31 protein-coding genes and 1 tRNA gene are annotated in these 25,650 nt (G+C 71.9%); 13 read left to right on the top strand and 19 right to left on the bottom strand.

Going from position 1 to position 25,650, the window contains the following annotated elements:
- Positions 1-7: 7 nt before the first annotated feature.
- Both G3I54_RS12015 and G3I54_RS12020 read left to right on the top strand, forming a co-directional pair.
- Positions 8-991 carry a DUF6397 family protein gene (locus G3I54_RS12015; RefSeq protein ID WP_164613891.1) on the top strand — a complete coding sequence of 328 codons (984 nt, stop codon included), beginning with the start codon at positions 8-10 and terminating at the stop codon, positions 989-991.
- A gap of 39 nt (positions 992-1,030) precedes the next feature.
- Positions 1,031-1,519 carry a GNAT family N-acetyltransferase gene (locus G3I54_RS12020; RefSeq protein WP_164613893.1) on the top strand — a complete coding sequence of 163 codons (489 nt, stop codon included), beginning with the start codon at positions 1,031-1,033 and terminating at the stop codon, positions 1,517-1,519.
- A 98-nt stretch (positions 1,520-1,617) separates the two neighbouring features.
- Here the strand turns inward: G3I54_RS12020 and G3I54_RS12025 are convergent, their stop codons facing one another.
- Entirely contained in the window at positions 1,618-2,331 is a 714-nt protein-coding gene (locus G3I54_RS12025; RefSeq protein ID WP_164613895.1) for a histidine phosphatase family protein, read from the bottom strand.
- Between the two features lie 248 nt (positions 2,332-2,579).
- Here G3I54_RS12025 and G3I54_RS12030 point away from each other — a divergent pair, with 248 nt between their 5' ends.
- Positions 2,580-3,212, top strand: coding sequence for an LAETG motif-containing sortase-dependent surface protein (locus G3I54_RS12030; protein ID WP_164613897.1), 633 nt, complete (start codon positions 2,580-2,582; stop codon positions 3,210-3,212).
- Between the two features lie 191 nt (positions 3,213-3,403).
- On the opposite strand, the gene G3I54_RS12035 is transcribed toward G3I54_RS12030, so the two are convergent.
- Positions 3,404-5,539, bottom strand: a complete 2,136-nt coding sequence (locus tag G3I54_RS12035) for a SpoIIE family protein phosphatase (RefSeq protein ID WP_164613899.1) — start codon at positions 5,537-5,539, stop codon at positions 3,404-3,406.
- A gap of 216 nt (positions 5,540-5,755) precedes the next feature.
- Between G3I54_RS12035 and G3I54_RS12040 the strand changes: the two genes are divergently transcribed.
- Entirely contained in the window at positions 5,756-6,877 is a 1,122-nt protein-coding gene (locus G3I54_RS12040) for an enoyl-CoA hydratase/isomerase family protein (RefSeq protein WP_164613900.1), read from the top strand.
- A 45-nt stretch (positions 6,878-6,922) separates the two neighbouring features.
- Here the strand turns inward: G3I54_RS12040 and G3I54_RS12045 are convergent, their stop codons facing one another.
- Together G3I54_RS12045 and G3I54_RS12050 are read right to left on the bottom strand one after the other, a co-directional pair.
- Positions 6,923-7,150, bottom strand: coding sequence for a hypothetical protein (locus G3I54_RS12045; RefSeq protein WP_164613902.1), 228 nt, complete (start codon positions 7,148-7,150; stop codon positions 6,923-6,925).
- A gap of 65 nt (positions 7,151-7,215) precedes the next feature.
- On the bottom strand, positions 7,216-7,710 hold the full coding sequence (locus tag G3I54_RS12050) for a hypothetical protein (protein WP_164613904.1): 495 nt from the start codon (positions 7,708-7,710) through the stop codon (positions 7,216-7,218).
- 141 nt (positions 7,711-7,851) lie between these two features.
- On the opposite strand from G3I54_RS12050, the gene G3I54_RS12055 reads away from it, so the two are divergent.
- Positions 7,852-8,691: a pentapeptide repeat-containing protein gene (locus tag G3I54_RS12055; RefSeq protein WP_164613905.1), complete on the top strand. Its 840-nt coding sequence runs from the start codon at positions 7,852-7,854 to the stop codon at positions 8,689-8,691.
- Here G3I54_RS12055 and G3I54_RS12060 read toward each other — a convergent pair.
- The 6 genes from G3I54_RS12060 to G3I54_RS12080 all read right to left on the bottom strand — a co-directional run bounded on the left by G3I54_RS12060 (position 8,688) and on the right by G3I54_RS12080 (position 11,755).
- Positions 8,688-9,206: an SRPBCC family protein gene (locus G3I54_RS12060; RefSeq protein WP_164613907.1), complete on the bottom strand. Its 519-nt coding sequence runs from the start codon at positions 9,204-9,206 to the stop codon at positions 8,688-8,690. The two genes, G3I54_RS12055 and G3I54_RS12060, sit on opposite strands and share 4 nt — an antisense overlap.
- 137 nt (positions 9,207-9,343) lie before the next feature.
- Positions 9,344-9,934, bottom strand: a complete 591-nt coding sequence (locus tag G3I54_RS12065; RefSeq protein WP_164613909.1) for a hypothetical protein — start codon at positions 9,932-9,934, stop codon at positions 9,344-9,346.
- Positions 9,935-9,938: 4 nt separating this feature from the next.
- Positions 9,939-10,574 (bottom strand): DUF6286 domain-containing protein, encoded by a 636-nt coding sequence (locus G3I54_RS39420; RefSeq protein WP_343240315.1) that lies wholly within the window; start codon positions 10,572-10,574, stop codon positions 9,939-9,941.
- Entirely contained in the window at positions 10,571-11,002 is a 432-nt protein-coding gene (locus tag G3I54_RS39425; RefSeq protein WP_239144338.1) for a hypothetical protein, read from the bottom strand. The genes G3I54_RS39420 and G3I54_RS39425 overlap by 4 nt, the downstream gene beginning before the upstream one ends.
- Entirely contained in the window at positions 10,999-11,214 is a 216-nt protein-coding gene (locus G3I54_RS12075) for a hypothetical protein (RefSeq protein ID WP_203686055.1), read from the bottom strand. Before G3I54_RS12075 ends, G3I54_RS39425 begins: the two co-directional genes overlap by 4 nt.
- A gap of 16 nt (positions 11,215-11,230) precedes the next feature.
- Complete coding sequence (locus G3I54_RS12080; protein WP_103509619.1) at positions 11,231-11,755, bottom strand: Asp23/Gls24 family envelope stress response protein; 525 nt, start codon at positions 11,753-11,755, stop codon at positions 11,231-11,233.
- A 294-nt stretch (positions 11,756-12,049) separates the two neighbouring features.
- Between G3I54_RS12080 and G3I54_RS12085 the strand changes: the two genes are divergently transcribed.
- From G3I54_RS12085 to G3I54_RS12095, 3 genes are read left to right on the top strand one after another with little or no spacing between them, the layout of a single operon-like run.
- The gene (locus G3I54_RS12085) at positions 12,050-12,637 is read left to right on the top strand and encodes a sigma-70 family RNA polymerase sigma factor (protein WP_164613913.1); all 588 of its coding nucleotides are present in this window, start codon (positions 12,050-12,052) and stop codon (positions 12,635-12,637) included.
- Positions 12,628-13,350 carry a hypothetical protein gene (locus G3I54_RS12090; protein ID WP_164613915.1) on the top strand — a complete coding sequence of 241 codons (723 nt, stop codon included), beginning with the start codon at positions 12,628-12,630 and terminating at the stop codon, positions 13,348-13,350. The genes G3I54_RS12085 and G3I54_RS12090 overlap by 10 nt, the downstream gene beginning before the upstream one ends.
- Positions 13,347-13,685 (top strand): Asp23/Gls24 family envelope stress response protein, encoded by a 339-nt coding sequence (locus G3I54_RS12095; protein ID WP_164613917.1) that lies wholly within the window; start codon positions 13,347-13,349, stop codon positions 13,683-13,685. Before G3I54_RS12090 ends, G3I54_RS12095 begins: the two co-directional genes overlap by 4 nt.
- A 90-nt stretch (positions 13,686-13,775) precedes the next feature.
- Here G3I54_RS12095 and G3I54_RS12100 read toward each other — a convergent pair whose 3' ends face one another.
- Positions 13,776-14,435, bottom strand: a complete 660-nt coding sequence (locus G3I54_RS12100) for an NAD(P)-binding domain-containing protein (RefSeq protein ID WP_164613919.1) — start codon at positions 14,433-14,435, stop codon at positions 13,776-13,778.
- A gap of 380 nt (positions 14,436-14,815) precedes the next feature.
- On the opposite strand from G3I54_RS12100, the gene ctaD reads away from it, so the two are divergent.
- Both ctaD and G3I54_RS12110 read left to right on the top strand, forming a co-directional pair.
- Entirely contained in the window at positions 14,816-16,489 is a 1,674-nt protein-coding gene (gene ctaD, locus G3I54_RS12105; RefSeq protein ID WP_164614132.1) for a cytochrome c oxidase subunit I, read from the top strand.
- Positions 16,490-16,529: 40 nt separating this feature from the next.
- Positions 16,530-16,871: a hypothetical protein gene (locus G3I54_RS12110; RefSeq protein ID WP_164613921.1), complete on the top strand. Its 342-nt coding sequence runs from the start codon at positions 16,530-16,532 to the stop codon at positions 16,869-16,871.
- A 106-nt stretch (positions 16,872-16,977) separates the two neighbouring features.
- Here the strand turns inward: G3I54_RS12110 and G3I54_RS12115 are convergent, their stop codons facing one another.
- The 6 genes from G3I54_RS12115 to G3I54_RS12140 all read right to left on the bottom strand — a co-directional run bounded on the left by G3I54_RS12115 (position 16,978) and on the right by G3I54_RS12140 (position 22,506).
- On the bottom strand, positions 16,978-17,355 hold the full coding sequence (locus G3I54_RS12115) for a VOC family protein (RefSeq protein WP_164613923.1): 378 nt from the start codon (positions 17,353-17,355) through the stop codon (positions 16,978-16,980).
- Between the two features lie 143 nt (positions 17,356-17,498).
- Complete coding sequence (locus G3I54_RS12120) at positions 17,499-19,103, bottom strand: sigma-70 family RNA polymerase sigma factor (protein WP_164613925.1); 1,605 nt, start codon at positions 19,101-19,103, stop codon at positions 17,499-17,501.
- Positions 19,104-19,355: 252 nt separating this feature from the next.
- Positions 19,356-19,550, bottom strand: coding sequence for an antitoxin (locus G3I54_RS12125; protein WP_107414640.1), 195 nt, complete (start codon positions 19,548-19,550; stop codon positions 19,356-19,358).
- A 303-nt stretch (positions 19,551-19,853) separates the two neighbouring features.
- Positions 19,854-20,879, bottom strand: a complete 1,026-nt coding sequence (locus G3I54_RS12130; protein ID WP_343240316.1) for an MASE1 domain-containing protein — start codon at positions 20,877-20,879, stop codon at positions 19,854-19,856.
- A gap of 63 nt (positions 20,880-20,942) precedes the next feature.
- Positions 20,943-21,776 (bottom strand): PP2C family protein-serine/threonine phosphatase, encoded by an 834-nt coding sequence (locus tag G3I54_RS12135; RefSeq protein WP_164613929.1) that lies wholly within the window; start codon positions 21,774-21,776, stop codon positions 20,943-20,945.
- A 109-nt stretch (positions 21,777-21,885) separates the two neighbouring features.
- Complete coding sequence (locus G3I54_RS12140; protein ID WP_164613931.1) at positions 21,886-22,506, bottom strand: DinB family protein; 621 nt, start codon at positions 22,504-22,506, stop codon at positions 21,886-21,888.
- Between the two features lie 148 nt (positions 22,507-22,654).
- Here G3I54_RS12140 and G3I54_RS12145 point away from each other — a divergent pair, with 148 nt between their 5' ends.
- Positions 22,655-22,924 carry a hypothetical protein gene (locus tag G3I54_RS12145; RefSeq protein ID WP_164613933.1) on the top strand — a complete coding sequence of 90 codons (270 nt, stop codon included), beginning with the start codon at positions 22,655-22,657 and terminating at the stop codon, positions 22,922-22,924.
- Positions 22,925-22,958: 34 nt separating this feature from the next.
- On the opposite strand, the gene G3I54_RS12150 is transcribed toward G3I54_RS12145, so the two are convergent.
- A tRNA-Trp gene (locus tag G3I54_RS12150) sits at positions 22,959-23,034 on the bottom strand.
- 48 nt (positions 23,035-23,082) lie between these two features.
- On the bottom strand, positions 23,083-23,979 hold the full coding sequence (locus G3I54_RS12155) for a LysR substrate-binding domain-containing protein (RefSeq protein ID WP_164613935.1): 897 nt from the start codon (positions 23,977-23,979) through the stop codon (positions 23,083-23,085).
- Positions 23,980-24,153: 174 nt separating this feature from the next.
- Between G3I54_RS12155 and G3I54_RS12160 the strand changes: the two genes are divergently transcribed.
- Complete coding sequence (locus tag G3I54_RS12160) at positions 24,154-25,164, top strand: aldo/keto reductase (protein ID WP_164613936.1); 1,011 nt, start codon at positions 24,154-24,156, stop codon at positions 25,162-25,164.
- Positions 25,165-25,200: 36 nt separating this feature from the next.
- A complete protein-coding gene (locus tag G3I54_RS12165) occupies positions 25,201-25,617 on the top strand; it encodes an SRPBCC family protein (protein WP_164613938.1) in 417 nt (138 codons plus the stop codon).
- Positions 25,618-25,650 lie beyond the last annotated feature (33 nt).

Here is a 25,650-nt window from a genome sequence, read left to right on the forward strand (position 1 = left end):
GACAGTCATGACGGTCAGGGAAGTGTTCCGAACGCACACCAGGACCCAGGACGCGGGGGTCGAGGACGCGCGGGTCGAGGACGAGGGCGCGTCGCCCGAGGGCGGGCACACCTCGCGTGCCGCCCCGGCGAGTACGGCCGCGGCCGGGCGTGCGGCCCAGGAGCTGGGTCTGCGACGCGCGGAGTTCGAGCTCGCGGTGCACCTGGGGCTGATCGCGGTCGTCGGCGCTTCGGGCGGTGGGCGACCACGGGTGCCGGAGGAGGAGATCGCGCGCCTGCGGGAGCAGCCGGGTTTCCCCGACGCCCTGGCGGAGCGGGTCCGCACTGTTGGTACGGCTGCGGGGGCGGCTCTGCTGGACATCGCTCCGGCACGGTTCACCCGGCTGGCACGAGCGGGCTGCTTCTCACCGGTCACGTTCTATCTGAACCGGTATCGCGCGGTGGTCTGGCTCTACCTCGCGGACGAACTGGCCGCGTTCGCCGTCCGGGAACCCGAGCTGCTTGCCGGACGGACACCCCCGGGGATGCGCACGATGCTGGAGTCGGGCGCCGACTGGCGGGCCCGCAACTGGCGTGCGCAGCGCATCGACCGGCTGCTGAACCGCACGCCGGATCCCTGGGCGCGGGCGGCGGTCCAGGCGTCGGCACTGGACCCGGTGCAACTGGCGGAAGTGGTGGACGACCCCTATGAACGCGCCTATCTCGTACGGGTCCGGCCGGAGCCGGTCTTCGGACGGCCGGGGTCCATGGCGGCGCGGGAGGCCATGGGGGAGCTGACGCTGGCCGACGACCCCGACGAGATCCTCTGGCGACGGATCAATCTGACGCTGGAACTGGACGGGGCGCGTGAGGACCGGCCCGCCCCGCGCCCCGGGGGCGACGGAGACGTCCGGGCGGTGCCGCCCGCCCGGACCGGGGCCGCCGCGGTGGGCCTGCCGACCGGAAAAGGGCTGCTCGCCAGGCTGGGGTGGCGTGGGCGAGGCGCCGGATGACGTTTGGCGCCGCTCGTACGGATAGGCGATCCTGTCCGGATGTTGATCAGGGAAGCAACCTCCGAGGACTGGCCCGCCATCTGGCCTTTCTTCCATTCGATCGTCTCCGCGGGCGAGACGCTCACCTATCCGCTCGATCTCGGTAAGGAGGATGCCGAGGGGTGGTGGCTCGTCCCGGCGCCGAGCCGGGTGGTCGTCGCCGTGGACGATGCCGGGACGGTGCTCGGCACGGCGAAGATGAACCGCAACCACATGGGCAACGGCTCCCACATAGCCAGCGCCACCTATATGGTCGACCCCGCTCACTCCGGCCGGGGTGTGGGACGAGCGCTGTGCGAGTACTCGGTCGACTGGGCTCGCGCCGCGGGGTATCGGGCCATGCAGTTCAACGCGGTGGTCGAGACCAACACTCACGCCGTCAAGCTCTACCGGTCGATCGGCTTCGACGTGATCGGCACCCTTCCGGAGGGCTTCAACCACCCGACCCAGGGCTATGTGGGGCTGCACATCATGCACAAGGCCCTGTGACGCCAGAGCCTCTTCCCGTCGCCCTGCCTCTATGAGCCCGGCCTCGATGAGCTCTGCCTCCGTGAGCTTGCCGCGATGCGAGGGTGCGAGCGCGGGGGTCAGACGACGGGCTGACCACCCGTCGGCCCCTGCTTCGGGCGCAGCTCCGGGACCGGCAGCGTGCGGCCGGCCGGGCCGCCGTCCGCCGAGCCGCTCGCGGTACCCCCCGGAACGACCTTCCCGGACCAGGAGATGGCCGTCCATCCGGAGTCCGGCGAGCCCTCGACCACCACCACGCCCGTGTTGTCCAGGCTGTGTTCGGCGGCGAACTCGACGGTGACGTTCCGTGCCCGGGCGGCTGTCCACACCCGGATGGCGGCGCCATGGCTGACGAGCGCCACGGTCCCGGACCCCCCGGCCTGCGCCGCCTCGGCCACCACCGCGTCGAAGCGGCCCAGCGCCTCCGTCCCGCTCTCGCCCCCGGGCATCCGGCGGGCGGTGTCCCCGGCCGACCAGGCGAAGGCGGTCGTCAGATACTGCCGTGCGGCGTCCTCGTCGGCCCGCATCTCCAGGTCACCGGCCGACAGTTCCCGGATCCCGTCACGGATCTGGACCTCGATGCCCCGCTCCGCGGCCAGCGGCGCGGCCGTGAGCTGCGTACGCGTCAGCGTGGAGGCGTACAACGCGGCGATGTCCTCCCCGGCGAGCGCCTTGGGCAGCGCCGCCGCCTGCCGCAGACCCAGGTCGGTGAGGCCGGGGCCGGGCCGTGCGGTGTCCAGGAAGTGGCCGAGGTTGGACGGTGTCTGGCCGTGACGGATCAGCAGCATTCGCATAGAACGGGTCAAGCTCCAGGCTCGGGCGCGCGGGCGGCGACAGATAGATGCACAGCCCACCCTCTCATTCGGCCACCGCCGAAGGACAGTTCGACGGGAGGCCTGCCCGCCTTGCCGGAAGTAGCGGGGATATGGGCTGAGTTGGTGCGGGGGACTACGCACGGGGCGACTGCGCCGTTCCTGGGCGATGGCAGTACTGTGCGCCCCACCGCCATTCGGGCGATGAGAAGTATCTGGAGGAAGAATCCATGACCATACCCAGGAGATCGTGGCGTGGCGCGGGAGCACTCGTGGCCGCTGCGGTCGTCGGTCTGACCGGAGGCGTCATCTCCGCCGGTCCGGCCGCGGCTCACACCCCCACCTGGGCCGTGACCTGCTCCGAGGTGACTGTTGACCTCACCAATTACACGAGCGACGTCCCCAACACGGTGACCGTCACGGTGGACGGCAAGGACCTGCTCCCCACCGAGACGTTCGGCCGTGAGTTCCACAAGAAGCTGACGCTTCCCGAGCACGACAAGCCGGTGACCGTCCGACTGGTCGTCAAGGACGCCGACGGCGACGGCAAGCACTCCCTCGACGACTCGAAGACGGCGGAGGTGTGCGACGAGCCCAGCCCGACGCCGACCGAGCCGAGCCCGAGTGAGCCGGCCCCGTCGGAGACGCCGTCCACCGAGACGCCCGAGCCGAGCGCCACCCCCAGCGAGCAGCCTTCGGAGTCCGCGCCCGCCGCGCCCGCCCCGAGCCCGAGCACGCCGGACCTGGCCGAGACCGGCTCGTCGTCGTCGACGCCCGTCATCGGTGGCGCCGCTGTCGCGGTGCTGCTGGCCGGAGGCGGCATCCTCTGGGCCGTCCGCAAGCGGCGTACCGCCCAGAACTGACGCTCCCACGCTCACCGGCCGGCGCCCGCCACATGGGGCAGCGGGCCTCGTGAGCCGTAGGAACGCAGGGAGCGGCCGGAGCCCGTCCGAGACCGACGGCCGAGGCCGCCCGAGCCACGGTTGAGGCCGTACGAGCCGTGGTCGAGGGGGTGTCGCATCACCGCGGTGATGCGACACCCCCTCTTCGTCCGTCACTGCTCCGCGACCGTCGGCGGCGGCGGAGTGGTGGCCGGCGGGGGAGTGGGGCCGATCTCGCACCAGACGGCCTTGCCCTCGCCGCGGGGCTCGATGCCCCAGCGCGTGGCGACCGCGTCGAGCAGAAGCAACCCCCGGCCGGAGGTGGAGGTCTCGCCCGGCGTACGCCGACGGGGCCAGGCGCTGGACCGGTCCTGGACCGACAGCCGGATCCGCCGTACCGGCTCGGGCAGCACTTCCAGGGTCAGGACCGCCCCGCCCTCGGTGTGCAGGAGCACATTCACCAACAACTCGCCCGTGACGAGCTCCGCGTCGTCGGCGAACTCGGCCATGTCCCAGTCGGCGAGTGCCTGGCGCACGATCGCGCGGGCGTCCGAGAGTCCTTCCGGGTCCGCCTGGTGGATGTACTGGTGGAGCCGCGGCGCGTGCGTCGACCCGACATCCGGGCTCCGGCGCAGTACCAGGAGTGCCACATCGTCGCCCGACCCCCACCGTTCCCACAGCCGTTCCGACAGGTGATCGGCCAGCGCCTCGGCGCCGGCGGGCCCGGAGCTCACCTCGTTGCGCAGCGCGTCGATCCCGGTGTCGAGGTCCGCTCCGGGCTCTTCCACCAACCCGTCCGTGTACAGCACGAACGTCTCGCCGGGCACCAGGTCGAGCCGGGTCTCCGGATACTCCTCGTCCAGAAGGTCCGTGGAAGTGCCCAGCGGCAGCCCGCCGCGCACCTGCGGGCTGCCGACCCGCCCGTCGACGTGGCGGATCAACGGGCCGAGATGCCCGGCCCGCACGACCTTCACCGTTCCGGACGCCAGGTCGACCTGGGCGTATGTACAGGTGGCGAAGCGCTCGGTGTCCAGTTCTGAGAGAAAACGGGAGGCCCGTGCCAGCACGGTGGCCGGAGCGTGCCCCTCGGAGGCGTAAGCACGCAGGGCGATGCGCAACTGGCCCATGATCGCGGCCGCGTGGGTGTCGTGCCCCTGAACGTCCCCCACGACCAGCCCGTAACGGTTCTTGGGCAGGGTGATCACGTCGTACCAGTCGCCGCCGACCTGTCGGCCGCTCCACGCTGCGTGGTACCGGACGGCGATCTCGCCGCCCTCGACGTCCTGTATCCGGGGCGGGAGCATCGCGGACTGGAGCTGGGTGGCGAACTCCCGCTCCTCGTCGAAGAGCATCGCCCGTTGCAGGGACTGGGCCACGATGGCGGCCAGGCCCAGGCACAGGATGCGTTCGTCCGCGTTGAAGACCGTTCGTTCGCGGTAGAAGAGGGCCAGGCCGCCGAGCGAACGGGCCTGGGCCACCAGCGGGAGATACGCCGCCGCCCGGAACCTGAGCCTCCCGAGATGCGGCTCCAGCTCCGGGTAGCGCCGGGCCAGCGCGGCGAGGGAGGTGATGAACCGGGGGCGCCCGCTGCGGATGGTGTCCGCGAGGGGGAGGTTGCGGTCGAGGTCGCCTGAGCCGAGACCGTCGAGCACCTCGAGCGACTCGCCGCTCAGGGCGACGATGTTCAGTGCGGAGTTCTCCACGAGCCCCAGGGCGAGACCGTCCGCGCCGAGCCGGGCCAGCCCGCCGGGGCCGGTGAGGGCGGCCGTCACATCGTCCACGGTCACCGCACGGGACATAGCGCTCGTTGTGCGTTCAACGATATTGGTCTGGCGCTGCCGTCGCTTTTCCAGATCGAGAACGAAGGCCGAATGGGTGACTTCCGCCGTCGCGTCCCGGACGACGCCCACGATCCGGTGGGCCCTGCCGTCCTTCGATCGCAGGATGCGGGCCTGGACATGGGTCCACTGGGTCGTCCCGTCATCCAGCGGTACGCGGAAGTGGACGCTGTAGGAATTGCTGCCGCCGGTGATGGCCTCGTCGATCGTGACGTCGAGCCGGGCCCGTTCCGCCGGTTCCAGGCGCTCCAGCAGTGCGCCAGGCCGGGCGTCGAACGTCGTCGGATCCACGCCGAACACCATGAGCCCTGCCTCGTCGATGTCCAGGGTCCGGGTGTCCAGATCCCAGTCGAAGCTGCCGGTCCGGTTCATGGCGAGGCGTTCCGTCGGCCGGATCTCACCGTTGGTCTTCCGGTCGATCCGGCGGAGCGGAGATGCTTCGGCGTCCTGCCGCCGTTCGTCGTCGGTCATTCCTGCTCCGGAGGTCGTCCGGCGGGGCCGTGCGTCGGCGCACCCCGTAGGCCTCAATTGTCGAGCCGTATCCATCGGAGTGCCACAGCGGCCCGCCCCGCACGGGCCCCCACCGCTTCCGGCCCGATCCGGGGGTCGCAGAATGGCGGCCGAGGACCGTCCGCCACCATGGGCGGAGTCCGAGGTGTCCACGAGCCCAGCGAGCGGAGCGCACGCATGAACGACGACCGGCCCGTCCTGCTGGAGACACGGGGCGCCTGCCTGCACCTCACACTGAACCGCCCACGGGCCCTCAACGCCCTCAGCCACACCATGGTGCGGCTGCTCGACGAGGCCTTGGCCCACGCCGAGCAGGACGAGGCGATCGCATCGGTGCTGCTGTCCGGCGCGGGCGACCGGGGCCTGTGCGCGGGTGGCGACATCCGGGCCCTGCACGACGACGCACGGGCCTCGGGGCGCGCGTCCCTGGAGTTCTGGCGTGACGAGTACCGCCTCAACGCCCGCATCGCCCGTTTCCCCAAGCCGTACGTCGCCCTGATGGACGGCATCGTGATGGGCGGCGGGGTCGGGGTGTCGGCCCACGCCGGAATCCGTGTCGTCACCGAACGCTCACGCGTCGCCATGCCCGAAACCGCGATCGGCTTCGTGCCCGATGTCGGTGGCACCCGCCTGCTGGCCGCCGCCCCAGGCGAACTGGGCACCCATCTGGCCCTCACGGGCCGTTCCGTCGGAGCGGCCGACGCCATTCTGTGCGGTCTGGCCGACCACCACGTCCCGGCCCGCCTTCTGCCCGCCCTGACCGAAGCGCTGGGCGAACCGGCCGTCCCGGGCGCACCCGTGGCGGGCATCGTCCAGCGGTTCGCCACAGAGCCGCCCGCCGGCGAGCTCGCCGCCCAGCGCGACTGGATCGACGCCTGCTACGCGGCGGACTCCGTCGAGGAGATCGTCCGGCAGCTGCGCGGGAGCGGTGTTCCCGAGGCGCGGACCGCAGCGGACGAACTCCTGACCAAATCGCCCCTCGCGCTCAAGGTCACGCTCGCCGCGGTCCGCCGGGCGGCCCGGCTCGACAGCCTGGAAGCCGTTCTCGACCAGGAGTTCCGTGTCTCCAGCCGGGCGTTCGAGCACCCCGACTTCGTGGAAGGGGTGCGCGCCCGGATCATCGACAAGGACAACGCCCCGCAGTGGAAGCCGGGCTCGCTCGCCGAGGTCGACGGCCAGGAGGTCACCCGGTTCTTCGCACCGCTCGGCCCCGGCGAACAGGAACTCGGTCTCGCTCCGCTGCCCACGGACACCCCGGCCCGGGAGGGTCAGGCCGACCAGGACTCATCCGGCGCATAGGGCGGACCGGCGCAGACCCACCCGGCGCAGCCCCTCCGACGCGCGCTATCTGTCGCTGCCGGAAAGGCTCGGCTGCAGTGCCCGGACGAGAGCGAACAGCCGATCTTCGTTGCCCGTCAGCCCCGCACTGCGCAGCGCATGGTCGGCCTCCCGCATCGGAGAGGTGAGCAGCGGCAGATACACCGGTGCGTCGTCGGGGTCGGCGAGCGCTGCTCGGGTGGCCTCCAACAGGCGGACGTACGCCTGCGCCGCGGCGAGCTCGTCGTGGTCCATCTCGGCATCTCCTCCTCAGAGCTGTCTGGCCGTCAAGCATCCCCCATGGGTCTGACAACGCGGCCTCAAGCCCGGCCGTGCCCGCCGGACAACCCGCTCGGCGGCTCCACCTCCAGGTAGCGCCGTCTGCGGGGCCCCCGGTAGAGCAGCACAGTCCAGCCCAGTTCCCGCAAGGTCGAAGCACAGCCGGCCAGCGCCTCCTCCTCTTCGCGAGCGGCGCCGCTGCCGGGCGGCCCGGCCCACCCGACCCGCACCGAACCCGCCGACTCCCCGTCGCTCACCCGGTATCCGGCCGACACCCGGAGCCCCGACCGGTCGACGGCCGAAGGCGTCGCCCCCGAACTCTCCAGGGCCAACGCGACCGCCCTGACCGGACGGTTGATCTCCCACGGCGCGGGCACGGCCTCGGGGTCCGGGCGTCCGGCACCGGTGAGGCGACGGATCTGCAGCAGCCCCTCGAACGCCGTCCGCACCGAAGCGGCCCGTGCCTCGGCGGGCTCGGCAGCCGGCGGGCCGTCACCGGTCGCGGGCTCGAATCCGGTGCTTTCCTCGGTGCCCATGCGTCCCCCTCGTCATACGTACGGCGCCCAGTGTGCACCGGCGGAAGCCGACCCGGAGCGTCGCTTCCCGGCGCTTCGGTAGACTCGTGTGCTCTACACCTGGACATTCCGCAGCACCATCCACGCGAGGACCCGCCACCCGTGCCCGACAACGATCCGACCGCCGCACCCGACGACGGACGGGAGGCTCTGCGCGCGGACTGCACGAACTGTTTCGCTCTCTGCTGCGTCGCGCTCACACTGACGGCCTCGTCGGACTTCGCCATCGACAAGGACGCCGGACGACCCTGCCCCAACCTCCAGGACGACTTCCGCTGCGGCATTCACACCCGGCTGCGTCCGAAGGGCTTCTCCGGCTGCACCGTGTACGACTGCTTCGGCGCCGGGCAGAAGGTCTCCCAGGAGACCTACGGAGGCCGCGACTGGCGCTTGTCGCCCGACCTCGCCGCGCAGATGTTCCAGGTGTTCCCGGTCATGCGGCAGCTCCATGAACTGCTGTGGTATCTCACCGAAGCTCTCACCCTGTCGGCCGCACGTCCCCTGCACGCCGAGATCCGCCGGGCCCTCGAAGCGACGGAACGGCACACCGCGCGGCCCGCCGTCGACTTCGCGGAACTGGACGTAGCCGGTCACCGCGACCGGGTCGCCGCGCTGCTTCTGCGCACCAGTGAACTCGTCCGGGCCACCGCGCCCCGCCGCAAGAAGCGCAACCACCGCGGCGCCGACCTCATCGGGGCCCGGCTGCGGGGCGCCGACCTGCGCGGCGCGGACCTCCGCGGGGCCTACCTGATCGCAGCCGATCTCAGTGGCGCCGATCTCCGCCTGGCCGACCTCATCGGTGCGGACTTCCGCGACGCCGACCTCTCGGGCGCCGACCTGACGGGAAGCCTGTTTCTCACCCAGGCCCAGCTCAACGCCGCCAAGGGCAACGCGAAAACAGCACTCCCCGCCTCTCTCAGCCGCCCCCCGCACTGGGCCTAGCTGCCGGTGCCCCGGACGTCTGCCTCCAGCGTTGCCTTGAGGCGCTTCAGCGTCGTACGGATGTTGCCCCCTTGGAACTGCGCGAAGGTCTTCCCGCCCGTCGCGACGCGGTCGAAGGCATTGGCGAGAAAGTCCGGCCAGCGACGGCGGTCGTCGGTCCAGGTCTCGGTGACCCGGGTCGCGCCGTCCACCGCCTCGAAACGGTATTCCCATGTGGCGATCGGCCCCGGGAGCACAGGGCGCCGCAGTCCGATCGCGTGCACCCGGAAGGCGAAGCGCTCGCCGGGGTCCGCCGCCGTCACCGTGCACCGCGTCGTCCAGCGCGCCGCGCCGCGTTTGTTCCGGCCGTCGAAGACCATGCCGACGTAAGCGCCGCGCCGATCGCCGCGCACGGTCGCTCCCCGGTTCTCCGGGCTCCAACGCCCCATCGCCGTAGGGTCGCTGAGCTGTTCGTAGACCTGCGCCGGGGTGGCCTCGATGACGATGCTGTCCGCTACGGACATGGTGCGGGGCATGGCGCGACTCCTCGTCCACGGCCGTCGTCGGACCACGTCCGGGTGCCGTACGGACCGTGGGGCCGACATCCCGGAACCTTTACCTTACTCGCGAGTAGATCCTGTGGGGTGGCGGGTGGGAGAAGGGCCGCGGCGGTTCAACGCGTCCGTCGCTCCCGGCGGTTCGCGACCCGTATCCGTACGTCGGCGGGCAGACCCTGTTCGCCGCTGCTGGCGCGGGCGTCAGTGATGACCCCGGCCACGGACCGCACGACCTCCGCCGGCCGGGCCTCCGGCTCCACGACCACCGTCACCACCGCCCGTAGCGGTCGGCCCACCAGGCGCACCCGGGCACGCGCCACGTCGTCGAACGCCGCCACCTGCGTCCTCATCGCCTGCTCCCACGCACGCCTGCGCAACACCGGCCCGGTCCGCGGCAGCACCGCCCACCGGGGCCCGCCCGACACCGCCTGACGGGCCAACCACCACATCAGCAGCACCAGTACGACGGCGAGCCCGGCGATCACGGCGGGACTCCACCAGCCGTTCTCCCGGAGCCGCGCCAACAGCTCTCGGTCCAGCAGCACCCCGTCCGCCGCGGGCGCCGGCCACCAACGCGGCACACGGTCTCCCACCGGGCCCCACGCCGAACCGTCGCCCACGGCCAGCCAGCCGCCGCCCACCATCAGCACCAACCCGGCGGCGCCGAGCAGCGACCGGTTGACCGCGCCACGCTTGATCACCGACATCCCCTCACCCCTCTTTCCGTTCAGCCGAAGCCGAAGCCGAAGCCGAAGCCGAAGCCGAAGCCGAAGCCGAAGCCGAAGCCGAAGCCGTCGAGGTCGCCGTGGAATCCGGCGGCTCCTCGGTCGACGGCGGCTGCCCGTGCGGTTCACCCCGGACCCGCAACCGGATCCGCACCCGAGGGGTGAGCGTCCGCGTCAGGCCCAGCTCAGGCAGGGCCACTCCCACGACCCGGACCGCCTCGGCCCTCACCTGCTCCGGGTCGCCGAACCCCACCTCTGCCAGCACTTTCACGCGCCGCCGCCCTATGCTCACCCGGGCCCGAACCACCCCGGGCACGGCGGCGGTCCTGTCCTGGACGACCCGGGCGGCGGCCGTACGGTCGAGCGCGGCCCGCAGTCGCGGTGCGGGCGCGGTCATCTCCAGCCCGCGCCGCAACCCCGGCAGCAGAGCGCACCCCAGCAGCCAGAGCCCGGTCAGCGCGGCGAGCACCCCGCCGACCCGGACCGCCGCGTCCGCTGGGCCGTGTGTCGACGCCCAGTCGACCAACCAGGTCCGCCAGGCGGCGGGTGTGCCGCCGAGCCGGACCGCGACGAGGTCCACCAGAAGCAGCGCGCAACCGGCGGCCCCCACCGCAGCCGTCACCGCCGCGGGGATCCGGCGCTGCGCCCTGATCCGGCCACCCCTGCCAACGCCCCGCACGGGATGCTCCGCCTCGCGAGCCGGATCGTCGGCCCTGGGGGCTCACCGTCCGCGGGCTGCCGGGCGGGTGGCACCGGGAGCACCGAGAGCGCGTCGATCCGGATGTCGGCCTCCCTCACGGACAGGCCCGTGAGGGAGGCCGTCCGGGTCTGTGCGTGATCACGGATCCGCTCGGCCGCCTCATCGGTCCGCACCGGATACGGCAGCCGCACGCCGACCGCGACCCGTGCCGAGGCGCCGCGCACTGAGGCCGACCCCCGTGTCACCGCGCCGCCGACGGGCAGCGCCTCGGCCGCCGCCCGCTCGGCGATCCGTCGGACGGCACGGGGAGCCACCGTCGTCCTGCCACGCCCGGTGGCGGGAACCGTCATGGCCGGCGCCCCGTCACCGCGTCCAGGAACTCGCGCACACTGGTGCCCCGGTCCACGAGGTGCCCGGCGAACCAGCCCACCGCGCCGAGCGACGCGACCACGAGAAATGCCCCGAACCCGCCGAACCAGCCGGCGAACCCGAGCGCCATGCCCGCCGCCGCCCCGAACACTCCCCGGCCGGGCCCACCGCCCGCCGGGCCGGATTCGTCCATGCTCCGTGTCACGCCGTCACGCCACGCGGGTCTCGGACGCGGCGGCCTCGTCGTCGTCCTCGGGCAGATGCACGTCGTTGACCGTCACATTGACCTCGACGACCTCAAGGCCCGTGGTGCGCTCCACCGCCGCGATGACGTTCTCGCGGACATCGTGCGCCACATCGGTGATCGCGACCCCGTACTCGACGACGAGGTCGAGATCGATGGCCGTCTGGCGCTCGCCCACCTCGACCTTGACGCCCCGCCCGACGTTGGGCCGCCCGCCCGGCACCCGGTCGCGCACCGCGCCGAGGGTGCGGGAGAGGCCACCGCCCATGTCGTGGACGCCCGGGATCTCCCGGGCCGCCATGCCCGCGATCTTCACGACGACCGTGTCCGCGATGGAGGTGCGGCCCCGCGTCGCCGCCGGCTCGGCCGCCCCGGTGGCCCCGCTGCCGAGGGTGGTCGTTCCGCCCGTGGAGCCGACCTGCTTCGTCCCTGCCGTCCGCGAAGCCGCGCTCGTGGCGGGAACGGTTGCTGCTGCCTGGGTGGTGGTCATGGAAACTCCTCGCGTCTCGCTCGGCTCGTTCTGCCTGACATCTCGTTGGACACGCTGACCGACGATTCGTCACGCGGGTTCGCGGAAATTTCCCGCGGGCCGGACCACAGCGGGCGACGGCTGACCGTGCCGCGGACAAAGCCTCGCGCGGTGCGTGACATTCGGCCGCGGCGTGTGTCCAACGACGAGAAGCGGTCATGAGGACACGTGGAGAGACGCGTTGAGAGTCGTGCACCGGACGCGAGCAGAAGCAGGAGCGAGCGTTGTGGAAACGAGCGGGGAAGGGGTTGGTCCGTGCCCGGCGACGGGAATCAGCTGACGGAGCGCGCGCCGGACGCCGTGCCGGCCGACGAGGCGCTGCTCGTCGTGCGGGCAGGGGAGGGCGACGAGGAGGCCTTCGAGGTGCTGGTGCGCAGGCACAGCCCCGCCATGCTGCAGCTGGCGATACGCCTTCTCGGCGACCGGTCGGACGCCGAGGACGCCGTGCAGGACGCCTTCGTGAACGCCTGGCGCAAACTCCCCGAGTTCCGCCGCGACGCCTCCTTCCACACGTGGCTCTACCGGATCGTCACCAACCGCTGCCTCAACCGGCTCAGAGCCCGCAGACCGGCGGCGGACCTCGACTCGGTGCCCGAGCAGGCCGCCCCCGAGCACCAGGCGTCCCCCGCCCGAGCGGTGGAGTCGCGGGCCGCCGTCGACGCGCTGGCCGAGGCGATGGCGGACCTCTCACCCGAACAACGTGTGTGCTGGGTGCTGCGCGAAATGCAAGGCCTGTCGTACGAGAGCATCGCGGCAACGGTCGGAATCAGTCTGCAGGCGGTTCGGGGCCGGGTCTTCCGTGCCCGCCGCTCCCTGACGGAGGCGATGAGCGCATGGCGATGAGCGCCAATCCGGACCGGCCGGAGGAGAGCCGGTACGAGGAGGAGGACGAGCGGCTCGCCTGCGGGCGGCTGCTCACCGACGTCTGGGAGGCCTGGGACACCGGCCGCTCGACGGACGACCCCCACTTCGCCGCCTGCCCCTTCTGCTCGGCCGCCCTGGCCGACCTCACGGGCCTCGGCGACGCGGTGCGCCGCACCTGTGCGCAGGAGCCGGGCACACCGGACGCCACGGCCGTGACGGCCCGCGTCATGGACCTCGTACGCCTCGAACTGCGCCCGGGACGCCCACTGCCGCTCGGGGAAGCGGGGGAGGACCACTGGATGGTCGAGGCCGCCGTCGCACGGATGCTGCGGGCGGCGGTCGACCGGCTGCCCGGGGTGCGGGCCGGTAGTTGCCGCATCGCCCCTCTCGACCCGGCGGATCCCGCCGGAGAGCTGCACGTCCGGGTCGAGGTCGCGGCGAGCATCGGCCTGCCCATGCGGGACCTGGCCGACGAAGTGCGCGCCCGGATCGCCGAGGTCGCCGACCGGGACATCGGCATCCGCCTCGCCACCACCGATGTCTTCGTCGTCGACATCCTCGACACTCTCGACATCTTCTACGAGGACGTCGGCCACACCCGGTACGGGGACGGAGAGGACGGTACGGGTACGGCCACCGGCGATCACGCTGACGGCCGGGCGGACGGACACGGGACGGGAGCAGCGCGATGACCGCCGACACACGACGGGACCGGCTGGCCGGGGCGGCCGCCGAGGCCGCTCACGGCGTGCCGGGCGTCGCGTTTCTCCGTCCCGGCGTGGCGGACCTGCTGCGCACCCGGATCGCCGACCGCACCCCGCTCCGCACCCACTTCACCGGGAACAGGACGCCGGGAGTGCGAGTCAGCTGTGACGAGGGCGAGGGCTGGCACCTCGACATCCGACTCGTACTGCACCGCGGTCACCGTGCGCTCGACGTGACCCGGGGCGTACAGGAGGCGGTCCTCGCCGCGCTGCCCGAGGAACCGGCGGTCTCGGTCCGGATCACCGTGACCGGCGTGGTCTGAGGGTGGCCGACGATCCGGCCGGGCGGGCACCCCCGTTTCCCGCCCGGCCGGAGTCTTCGCCCGGCCGTCCCTCCGGTGTGACGCCCGGTGTCAGGCGCGCCACTCCGCCGTGCGCTCCGGCGACGCTTCCGAGAGCGCCTTGACGATGGCGTCGACGTCGCCCTGGTTGCCGTACACCGGGGTGCCGGGCTGCTGGCGCCACGAATCGTCCAGGCCGCCGCTGTCGACGGTGTCGAAGCCCAGCTCGTCGATGAGGTCGCGCACCGTCTGCTTGGCCGTCGGGTCGTCGCCCGACACCGGGAGCGCCTGCCGGCCCGGAGTGCCCTGCGGACGGCCCCGGTCCAGGATGTCCTGCGCGTACGTGCCGTTGAACGCCTTGATCACGGGGTGGCCGATCTGCTGCTCCGTCCACCGGCTCTCGGGCAGCCCGTCCTCGATGGCGGCGATGCGGCCGTCGCGCTGCTGCGGGTAGTAGTTGCCCGTGTCGATGACCGCGGCGCCTTCCGCCGCGCCGTCGAGAAAGCCGTCGGGCAGGTCGGGCACAGCCTTGAGAGGCACGGTTACCACGACTACCTGGGCACCCTTGGCCGCCTCCGACGCGGTCACCGGCGTCGCCCCGGTCTCCTCGGCGAGGGCGGTGAGCGTGTGGGGGCCGCGGGAGTTGGCGACAGCGACCTCGTGCCCGAGGGCGGTCAGACGCCGTGTCAGGTTGCCGCCGATGTTGCCCGCGCCGATGATGCCGATTTTCATGGATCCGACCTTCCGAAGCTAGCCGACTGGAGAGAAGTGGAGAGAAGCGAAGAGAAGTGAGGAGGGAAGTGGTTCTGTCGGTTCACCAACTCCGGGGCCGGAGACGCTATTCCGTTCTCCGCGAGGGAATATCCGATCGGCTCCCGGACGTTGAAGTGCGCTTTCGGTTGTGCCGGCCTAGGACGGAGCGTTCGCCGTAGGCCATTTGAGTGTCCTTGTCGGCCGCTCGCGGCGGACGGGGAAGGATGTCCCACCGCACCGATCGCCCGGGGTCCATTCTGGTCGCCGAGTCCACACGGGCCGTCGATCGAAGGAGCGTCGTAGTGACGACGAGGGGCATCTCGCAACCGGTGGAGACCGATACCGCCGAACAGGACGAAATGCCGGTACGGCGCGGGGAACCCGGCAACGCCATCATCAAGTGGATGACCTCGACGGACCACAAGACGATCGGCACGCTCTACCTCGTCACCTCCTTCGCGTTCTTCTGCGTGGGAGGGCTCCTGGCCCTGGTGATGCGCGCCGAACTGGCCCGGCCCGGTGTCCAGCTGCTCTCGAACGAGCAGTTCAACCAGGCGTTCACGATGCACGGCACGATCATGCTGCTGATGTTCGCGACGCCGCTGTTCGCCGGATTCGCGAACTGGATCATGCCGCTGCAGATCGGCGCGCCCGATGTGGCGTTCCCGCGGCTGAACATGTTCGCGTACTGGCTGTACCTCTTCGGCTCGCTCATCGCGGTGGCCGGCTTTCTCACGCCGCAGGGCGCCGCGGACTTCGGCTGGTTCGCCTACGCCCCGCTCAACGACGCGGTCCGCTCGCCGGGCATCGGCGCCGACATGTGGATCATGGGTCTGGCCTTCTCCGGCTTCGGCACGATCCTCGGCTCGGTCAACTTCATCACCACGATCATCTGCATGCGCGCACCCGGCATGACGATGTTCCGCATGCCGATCTTCACCTGGAACGTCCTGCTGACCGGTGTCCTGGTCCTGCTGGCCTTCCCGGTCCTCGCCGCGGCCCTGCTGGCGCTGGAGGCCGACCGTAAATTCGGCGCGCATGTCTTCGACGCGGCCAACGGCGGCGCACTGCTGTGGCAGCACCTGTTCTGGTTCTTCGGCCACCCCGAGGTCTACATCATCGCCCTGCCGTTCTTCGGCATCGTCACCGAGATCTTCCCGGTCTTCAGCCGCAAACCCGTCTTCGGCTACATCGGCCTGGTCGCGGCCACCATCGCCATCGCAGGTCTGTCCGCGACCGTATGGGCGCACCATATGTTCGTGACGGGCGCGGTGCTGTTGCCGTTCTTCTCGTTCATGACGTTCCTCATCGCCGTACCGACAGGCGTGAAGTTCTTCAACTGGATCGGCACGATGTGGAAGGGGTCGCTGTCCCTGGAGACCCCGATGCTGTGGGCCATCGGGTTCCTGGTCACCTTCCTGTTCGGTGGGCTGACCGGGATCATTCTCGCCTCACCGCCGATGGACTTCCATGTCTCCGACTCGTACTTCGTCGTCGCCCACTTCCATTACGTGGTGTTCGGCACGGTGGTGTTCGCGATGTTCGCCGGATTCCATTTCTGGTGGCCGAAGTTCACCGGGAAAATGCTGGACGAGCGACTCGGGAAGGCGACGTTCTGGACGCTGTTCGTGGGCTTCCACGGCACGTTCCTGGTGCAGCACTGGCTCGGCGCCGAAGGCATGCCGCGCCGTTACGCGGACTATCTCGACGCCGACGGCTTCACCGCGCTGAACACGATCTCCACCATCTCCTCCTTCCTGCTCGGCCTGTCGATCCTGCCGTTCTTCTACAACATCTGGAAGACGGCCAAGTACGGCAAGAAGATCGAGGTCGACGACCCTTGGGGCTACGGCCGTTCGCTGGAGTGGGCCACCTCCTGTCCGCCGCCGCGGCACAACTTCGTGACGCTGCCGCGGATCCGTTCCGAATCCCCGGCGTTCGACCTGCACCACCCGGCCGTCCGCTCCCTGGAGGAAGCCGCCACCCGTCCCGACAACTCCACGATCGTCGCCCCGGGGGACAAGCAGGAGTGAGAGCGGCCCCGACCCGGACGACCCGACGGAGAGGAGGACGGTGAAACCCGACAAGGACAGCGCCCGGGGCCTGGCCCAGCTGGAGGGCTTTCTGCTGTGGAACGCCGAGGTCGAGCAGGCGCGACGGCACGCACGCCGATTCACCGACCAGTTGCCCTGGCTGACCACGGCACAGTGTGAGGACGTCGAGCGGGTGTTCATCGCCGAACGCGTCACCGCGTCCCGGGAGTCGCTCACCCGCATCCGCGACCGCGCGGACGAACTGCGCGCGGAGTACACCGAGCGCTACGCCCGGCTCCGGGCCCGCTGCGTGGCCGTATCGGCCGGCGCGGTGGGCGTGACGATCTGCCTCGGTACGGCGCTGACACTCGCGCTGCGATGAGCACGGTGGGCTCCGGGGCGGCCGTCACCGGCCGTCCCGGAGGAGCCCCGGACGTGCCCGGGGCGCGGGAGCGGAGACGTAGCGCCCCGCGCACCACCACGCGGAATCAGTGCCGTACCAGGCAGAAGGGGTGTCCGGCGGGATCGGCGTACACCCGCCAGCCGCGCGCCTCGTCCCCGGCGTCGAGGAGGGACGCTCCGCACGCCAGGACCTCTTCGTGTGCCCGTTCCTGGTCGGTGACGCCGAAGTCCAGATGAAACTGCTGGGGCGGGTCCTGGCCGGGCCAGCGAGGCGGCAGGTGGTCGGCCACCCGCTGAAAGGCCAGGACGAGCCCACCGGGTGTGTGCAGCGTGGACCAGTCCGCGTCGCACCCCCACCGCCGGTCGGGACGGTCGACCTCGCCCCCGAGCAACGACGCGTAGAAGCCGGCCAGTTCCTTCGGGTCGCGGCAGTCCAGGACCACACACTCCAGTTCAGCGATCATGACCGCATCCTAGAGGCCGCCGCTGATCACGGCCGGTTCACGAGGCCCGGGTGCGACACTCCGGCACCCTACCCGGACCCCGACGCCGCCGCGCCGCGGTGCGACGGCGTATCACGTGCCTCGGCTCCCGCCCACGTGCGGACTCAGCGGGCCCCGAACACCTGCGTCCAGACAGGACCGCCGCCGGAGTCCACCTTCCCCACACCGATCTCCTTGAAGGAGCAGTTGAGGATGTTCGCGCGGTGCCCCGGACTGTCCATCCAGGACCGCATCACATCGGCCGGGGTCCGCTGGCCCTTGGCGATGTTCTCGCCGTACGTGGACCACCGGTACCCCGCGGCGGTGATCCGGTCGCCCGGATCCCTGCCGTCCTGCGAGGTGTGCGAGAAGTAGTCGTTGGCTTCCATGTCGGCGGAGTGCCGTTGCGCGGCCGTGTTGAGCTGATCGTTGACGGTCACCGGACCACAGCCCTCCTTGGCCCGTTCCGCGTTGACCAGCTCGGTGACCTGACCGGCGGTCCCCGCCGGGGCGGGCGGCGCGGGCGCAGGCGGGGCCGGCTTCGGGACCGGGGCGGCCGAGCTGGGCGCCGGCGGCGGCGGGGTGCTCTTCTTCGGCTTCGCCTTGGGCGTACGCGAGGGGCTCGGCGACGGGGAGGTGCTGGGCGACGCGGACGCGGACGCGGAGGGAGACGGGGACGAGGTCGGCGAGGCCGATGCGGGCGCCTCGGAGCGGGGCGCCGGAGCGTCGGCCGTGATGGTCGTCGCGTCCCGCTCGTCGCCGTCGGTGTAGAGGTGCACCGCCGCGCCGCCCGTTCCCAGCGCCGCGACCGCGACCACGGCGGCGACGGCCGAGTTGCGGCGCCGGCGTCGGGCCTGCACCCGTCTGCGCTCGGCGCGCCCCGCCCCGGCGCTGTCCATGCCCGGCCCGGGAGCCTGAAGATGCGCCGCGGTGGCGAGCAGCTCGGGAGCCGCCCCCGCTCCCGCCGCCGCGGCCACCGGCACCAGCGCGAGACCCACCAGCAGCCCCTCGGCGGGCACGAGCCCCGAGCCGTGCCCCGAGCACACCGTGCACTCGCGGGCGTGGCGGGCCAGCCGCTTGCGCCACAGGGCGGAGGGGACGCCGTCCCAGCCGGCGGTGATGTCCTCCAGCAGGACGCACGGCGGATCGGCCGCCAGCGCGCCCACCACGACCCGCGCCGCCTCCAGCTGCGCCTTCATCCGCTGCACCCGTACGGCGGTGTGCTGCGGGGAGAGTTCGAGAGCGGCGGCCACCTCGGCCCGGGACAGGTGCCCGGCGGTCTCCAGCCACCACAGCGACAACAGGGCGCGGTCGTCCTCGTCCAGCCAGCGCGTCGCCTCCGCCACCTGCCGCCGCTGGCCGGTCAGGCCGAGCTCCAGGATCGTCACCTCGACGAAGTCCGCGCGCGGATCCGGCAGGTCGTACGCGGCGTCCAGCCGGTCCGCCGGTATCGCCCCCGACTGCCTCTCGCGCCAGTGCGTGCGTATCTCGTTCATGGCTATCGCCACCAGCCAGGAACGGAAACGCTCCGGGTCGCGCAGTTCGGGCAGGCCCCGGAGCATGCGCAGCACCGTCTCCTGCACCACGTCGTCCACGTCCGCATGACCGTCCAGCGCACGTCCGACGACGTTGTACAGCAGCGGCAGGTACGCCGAGACGAGCTGGTCCTTGGCCTGCTGGTCGCCGCTCCGCGCCGCCTCGATCAAGACCGTCGGGTGATCCTTGCCCATGCTGTGCTCACTCTTCCGGGGTCGGGTGCTGTCACTTCCCACACTCGGGAGATGGGGTGCGGGCGGGACGATAACAAGAATCCGGTGGGCAACCCCGGAAACCTTTCCCCGCGGACCTCCGCCGGAGGTCCGGTCGCGGCGCTGTGAGCGGCGGGCCCGGCGTACCCCGCACACCGGTCTGTGCCACCGAACGCGTTCGGTGGCACAGACCGGTGTGCGGGACGGGTGGCGGCCGGTCACCGGCCGCCGGGCTCAGGCGCGGGGCGGTCCGTCCTGGTCGCGGTCCGTTCCGAGCTGCTGCTTGAGCTTGTCCTGGGCGGTGTCGACGTGCCCCTTGTACTTGCCCTGAGTGCGGTCGTCGACCATGTCGCCGGCCTTGTCGACGCCCTTGCCGGCCTGGTCCTCGTGGCCCTTGAGCATCTTCTTGATCTTGTCCAGTGCGGACATGCGTCCTCCTCCTCGACTGTGCGCCCCCCGCACATCAAGGGTCACCGCACCGGGCCCGGCCCGCATCCGCTCCGCCACGCGGCGTCGATGCCGGCCGGAGTCCGGGGGAGCCGGGAAGTGTGAAGCGGCCCTGGCTGGGCACATACCGGTTGACCAGGAGGAGGTGGTGGCAATGGGCCGCATCCGAGTCGCCGTCCGTCGTCCCCCGCCCCCTTCGGGGCCGCCGCCGCTCGATCTGCGCACCCCGTCCGGCCGCCCCCTGCCGTACTGACACCGGCGCCGGGGCCCGGGCGAGGACCGGCGCTACGGGCGATCGGTGTGGGGGCCGCCGTCCAGCGGGCCGTGCCGCCGCGGTCTGTCCCCGTACCGCGCCGCGGTCGGCCCGGACAGCGGCGCGAGCTGCTCCACCAGGGCCTCCAGCTCCTCGACGGCGTGTTCCGTCTCGCGGCGGATGTTCTTGTGCTCCGCGACGATCGCTCCCAGCAGCAGCGCGGTGAGCGCGACGCATCCGTTGAGGAGCGAGAGGTTGGCCATGATCTCCATCAGGCTGTGCCCCGCGAACGGCCCCAGGGCATCCGTGCCGGCGAGGATGGCGAGCACCGAGACGACCAGGGCGCACGGCGCGCTGCCGGGCAGCTGGAAGCGCAGCGCCGCCCAGATGATCACCGGGAACACCAGATAGATCATCCCCAGTGAGCTGCGCGTCGCGATCAGCGACGACAGCACCACGACGACCGCGAGGACCGAGGCCTCCAGCCACCGGTCGCCGGGCCGGGGCAGTCGCACCTGGCGCAGGACCAGCAGCACCGGGGTGACCACCAGGACCCCCATCGCGTCGCCCGCCCACCAGGACGACCAGACCAGCCAGAACCGTCCCGGCGGAACCTTGTCATCGAGCAGCAGCGTGAAACTGCCGAGGGTGGCGCTGATCAGCATCCCCGCGAACGCGCCGAGGAAGACCAGACAGACCCCGTCGCGCAGCCGGACCAGATCACTGCGGAAGCCCACCTTCCGCAGCAGGGCGTACGCGGCGAGCGGCGCGATCGTGTTGCCGAACATGATGGCCAGACGGCTCACCGTGAACGCGTCGCCGATCTCGGAGACCGTGACCAGCGTGCCCAGCGCGATCCCCGGCCAGACCCGGGCGCCCAGGCACAGCAGCGCGGCCAGCGCGATGCCGGTGGGCGGCCACAGCGGCGTGACGACCGCGCCGTCCACGACGACCTGGCGCAGCAGCCCGAGCCGCCCCGACAGGTAGTAGGCGCCGGCCACGCCCAGGACCTGCGCCACGTACACGGCCCGACGTCTGGCTTCCTTGCTGCGGATCACACCACTCATCAGACACCGACCGCGACGGGAGTCGGCAGGTGACACGCGCGGTACGGCCCGGCGTCACCGCGGTCCGCGCCCGGAGGCCGCGTGCCGCAGGACCAGTACGGCGGCGTCGTCCTCGTGCCCCGTCACCTCCGCCGCGCCCAGGACCTCGTCGGCCAGCTGCGCCGCGCTCGCCGCGGTGTGCGCGGCGACCAGCCGGCGGACCCGTTCGAGACCGTCCTCGATCAGCAGCGACGGCCCCTCGACGACCCCGTCGGTGAGCAGCACGATCGCCCCGTCGGAGTCGAGGGTGCGCCGGGTGACGGGGTAGCACTCGCCGGGCTCGATGCCCAGCGGCATGCCGCCCGGGTCCTCCGTGATGCCGGACCGGCCCTCCGTGGTGGCCCAGACGCACGCCACATGCCCGGCCCGCGCGCTGTGCAGCTCCCAGGTCGTCGGGTCCAGCCGCAGGAAGGTGCAGGTCGCGAAGAGCCCCGAGTCCACGGACAGCAGCAGATCGTTCGTCCGGCCCAGGACCTCGCCCGGGTCGGACGCCGTGCCCGCGATGGCCCGCATCGCGATGCGGACCTGCCCCATGAAGGCGGCCGCCTCGACGTCGTGCCCCTGTACGTCGCCGATGGCGAAACCGAGGGCCCCGTCCGCGAGCGCGAAACCGTCGTACCAGTCGCCGCCGATGTCCAGACCGTGGCGGGCGGGCGCGTAGCGGGCCGCGGCCTGGAGGCCGGGCAGCGTGGGCAGGGTCGCCGGAAGCATGTCGCGCTGGAGCGCCTGCGCCAGCTCCACCCTGGCCTGGTGGAACTCCACTTCGCGCCGAGCGCGGGCGGTGAGGTCCTGCAAGGTGTTGAGCAGGTCTTCGGCACTGGCTGAGCGGGGATTCCGACGCCGGTTCATGTGCCGCTCCGCGGTGCGTTTAGTCCCTGAATCATATGGCGGGCGACCCCGAGCGGCGACTGCGGCGACCGAGAGGGCCACCGCGGTCGCCCGGCCGCCGGGGCGGGGCTCAGGACGGCCGGGCGCGGTACAGATCGCGGAGCAGGGCGATCTCGGCGCCGTGGTGCAGCACCTCCTGGTTGACCCACCAGACGATGTCGACGAACGGCTCCTCGGCGTCGCTGCCGTTCGGATACGTGCTGTACCCGATGGTGTCGAGGGCCGTGTCGTCCGCGCCGATCAGGGCCTCGCGCCAGGCGGCGGACGCGGTCTCGAAGGCGGCCACGGCCCCGGCGGCGTCCCCCGGGGTGCGGTGGTCGTCGCGCGTGAGCGCGCGTCCGCCATCGGTGTACTCGGCGCGGAGGGAGAGCATCTCCGTGAGGTGACTCAGACGCCACGCGATGGTGGTGAACGGCGGCGGAAACGGATGCGGGGAGTCCGCCGCGTCCCGCCCCCAGTCCCCGGCCCCCGCCAGCACGGTCGCCCGCGCCCCGGGGCCGTCGCCGCGACGGCGCACGGACCAGCAGTCGGGCACGGGTTCCCAGAGGTACTCGTCGTCGCCGAGCGGGGTGACGCCGATGTCGACGCCGTTGCCGCTGTCCATGACGGGCCCGGCCAGCCGGCCGAGAAGCCGTTCGCAGGCGAAGTCGAACTGCTCCAACAGGGGGACCGTGCGCGATGGAAGGGTCATCGGTGGAGCGTGCCACAGCCACCGGGCGGGCGCGCGTCCATTTCCGACGCCTCCGCCCGCCGGTCCGGACGGGTGGCGGGGCGGCGGGAGGTGGCCGGATGGACCCTCGTACCGAGCCGTTGTCAGTGCCCGGTGGGATGCTGCCCGCATGGACGAGCTGATGAGGCTGCGACGGGTGTACGGCACCGATCACGACGACCCCCACCCGGGGCCGAGGCCGGGTCATGACTACCGCGAGCTGGTCGGCGGCCCGCTCGACGGGCTGCTGCTCGACGTCACCGGCTGGGGCGACGCGGACCTGCGCGACGGGGTCGGGCTGGTCACGGAGATCGGCGCCTATGGACCGGGCGGCCGCGCCGAGTACGGTCCCCGGTCGCCGGACAGCCGCCAATGGGACTGGCGCGGCGACGTGCGCTGACGGGGGACCGGTGGCGACGCGGGCCGGGTGGTGATGGCAGGGGCGGCAGGAATCGAACCTGCGACATACGATTTTGGAGACCGCCGCTCTGGCCGCTGAGCTACGCCCCTTCGGTTACGGGTGAAGCCTGACACGCCCCGATGTTCTCGCCAACGGCTTTACCCGGGCGCCGCGTCGAGCACTGTGGCGCGGAATGCCCCCACCACGGGCCGCAGATCGACGCGGTGCCAGGCCGCCCACAGCCGTGCGGACCCGCTGTGCCAGGGCAGTTCGCGTACGGCCACACCGGGCGCCGTGCCGCGCACCATGCTCCGCTGCACCAGCGCCAGGCCGAACCCGGAGGCGACGAGCCCCAGCGCGGTGAGGGGTTCGGCGGCGTCCAGCGTGATGTCCGGGGTGAAGCCCGCCGCCACGCACGAGGCGACGAACGCGTCGTGCCGGCCCGGGTCGTGGCTGCTCTCCACCGCGATCCACGGCTGCCCGTCCAGGTCCTCCGGCACGAGGTCCGCCTTGTCCGCCAGCGGATGGCCGGCGGGCAGCACGAGCAGCAGCGGGTCCTCCAGCAGCAGCGCCGAGCGCAGATCCGGGTCGTCCTCCGTCGGCGGCTCCTGGACCAGGGCGATGTCCAGGCTGCGCTGCCGCAGCCCCTCGAACTGCTCGGTGCTCTGCTGTCCGTACAGCGCCACATGGATCCCCGGCCGCTCCAGGCGCAGCGTGCGCAGCGCGGCGGGCAGGAGCCCCGTGTGCATGGCGTCCGGTACGTAGCCGACGCAGAGCCCGCCCTCCTCGCCCCGTCCGAGCCGGCGCCCCAGGTTCTCCAGCCGCCCGGCGTGGGTGAGCAGGGCCCGGGTCTCGGCGAGGAAGACATGGCCGTCGGACGTCAGACGGATCCGCTGCCGGTCCCGCTCGAACAGGACCAGGCCGAGCTCCTTCTCCAGCTGGGCGATCTGCCGGCTGAGCGGCGACTGGGAGATGTGGAGCTGTTCGGCGGCGCGGCCGACGTGTTCCGTCTCGGCGACGGCGACGAAATAGCGGAGCTGGCGGAGATCGAGCATGTCACGTCCTCGTAAGACCTTCGGAGACTCAAGTCAGCCCAAACAAGTCTTGGACAGTCTCAACGTCCGATCCTAACCTCGAATGCGTAAGGCCGACAGAGTGTGCGCAACCGGATCTTTCCGGATCAAAGACGCACTGATGGTCGGCTCCTTCGCAGAGTCAAGGACCCACACGTGAGCATCACCCACCTCCTCCCCGGCCGGCTCGGCTTCGGCACCGCACCGCTCGGCAACATGTTCCGGGCGATCCCCGACGACGAGGCCGTCGCCACCGTGCAGGCCGCCTGGGGCCAGGGCATCCGCTACTTCGACACCGCCCCCTTCTACGGGGCCGGCCTCTCCGAGATCCGGCTCGGCGACGTCCTCGCCCAGCACCCGCGCGACGCCTACGTCCTCAGCACCAAGGTCGGCCGGGTCATCCTGGACGAGACCGAGGACCCGGCCGCCCGCGACCTCGGCGAGAAGGGCGGGCTCTTCGAGCACGGCCGCCCCAACAAGATGATCAACGACTACAGCGCGGACGCCACCCTGCGCTCCATCGAGGACAGCCTGAAGCGGCTGCGGACCGACCGCCTGGACATCGTCTGGGTCCACGACGTCGCCCAGGACTTCTACGGCGACGAGTGGCTCGCCGCCTACGAGAGCGCCCGCACCGGCGCCTTCCGGGTCCTGACCCGGCTGCGCGAGGAAGGCGTCATCAAGGCCTGGGGCCTCGGCGTCAACAAGGTCGAGCCGCTCGAACTCACCCTCGACCTCGACGAGCCGCGCCCCGACGCGTTCCTTCTCGCCGGCCGCTACACCCTCCTCGACCACGACCGCGCCCTGCAGCGGCTCCTCCCGGCGGCCGCCGAACACGACGTCGACCTCGTCGTCGGCGGACCGTACAGCTCCGGCATCCTCGCGGGGGGCGCGCACTTCGAATACCAGAAGGCGCCCGCGGACATCGTCGCCAAGGTGGAGCGTCTCAAGGCGCTCGCCGAGCAGCACGGCATCGGCATCAAGGCCGCCGCGCTCCAGTTCGCCCTGGCCCACCCGGCCACCGCGGCGGCGATCCCCGGCGCCACCCGGCCCAGCCGTATCGCCGAGGACCTCGCCGCTCTCGACGAGAAGGTCCCCGCGGCCTTCTGGGCGGCCCTGCGCGAGGAGAAGCTGATCTCCGCCGACGCCCCCGTCCCCACCGCCTGAACCACGCGCGCTCGACCACATCAAGGACGTCACCCCATGACCAGCACCACCGCCTCCACCGAACTCCCCGTTCCCGCCGACCGCGTCTGGCAGCTCATCGGCGGCTTCGACTCGCTGCCCGACTGGCTCCCGTACATCCCGACCAGTGAGCTGAGCGAGGGCGGCCGCGTCCGCACCCTCGTCAACGAGGAGGGCGGCGTCATCGTCGAGCGCCTCGAGGCCTTCGACAACGCGGCGCGCAGTTACAGCTACTCCATCCTCCGCGCCCCGTTCCCGGTCACGGGCTACCTGTCGACCATCACCGTGCGCGAGGGCTCGGCGCCGGGCCGGGCGCTCGTCGAGTGGTCCGGCACCTTCACCCCGGACGGGATCGGCGAGGACGAGGCCGCCGCCCTCTTCCACGGCATCTACGCCGACGGCCTCGCCGCCCTCACGCAGTCGCTCGCCGGCTGAACGCCACGGGCGCCCGGACCTGCTCCGGGCGCC

Source organism: Streptomyces sp. SID14515 (genome assembly GCF_010548505.1).
In the GTDB taxonomy this organism is placed as follows: Bacteria; Actinomycetota; Actinomycetes; order Streptomycetales; family Streptomycetaceae; genus Streptomyces; species Streptomyces caviscabies.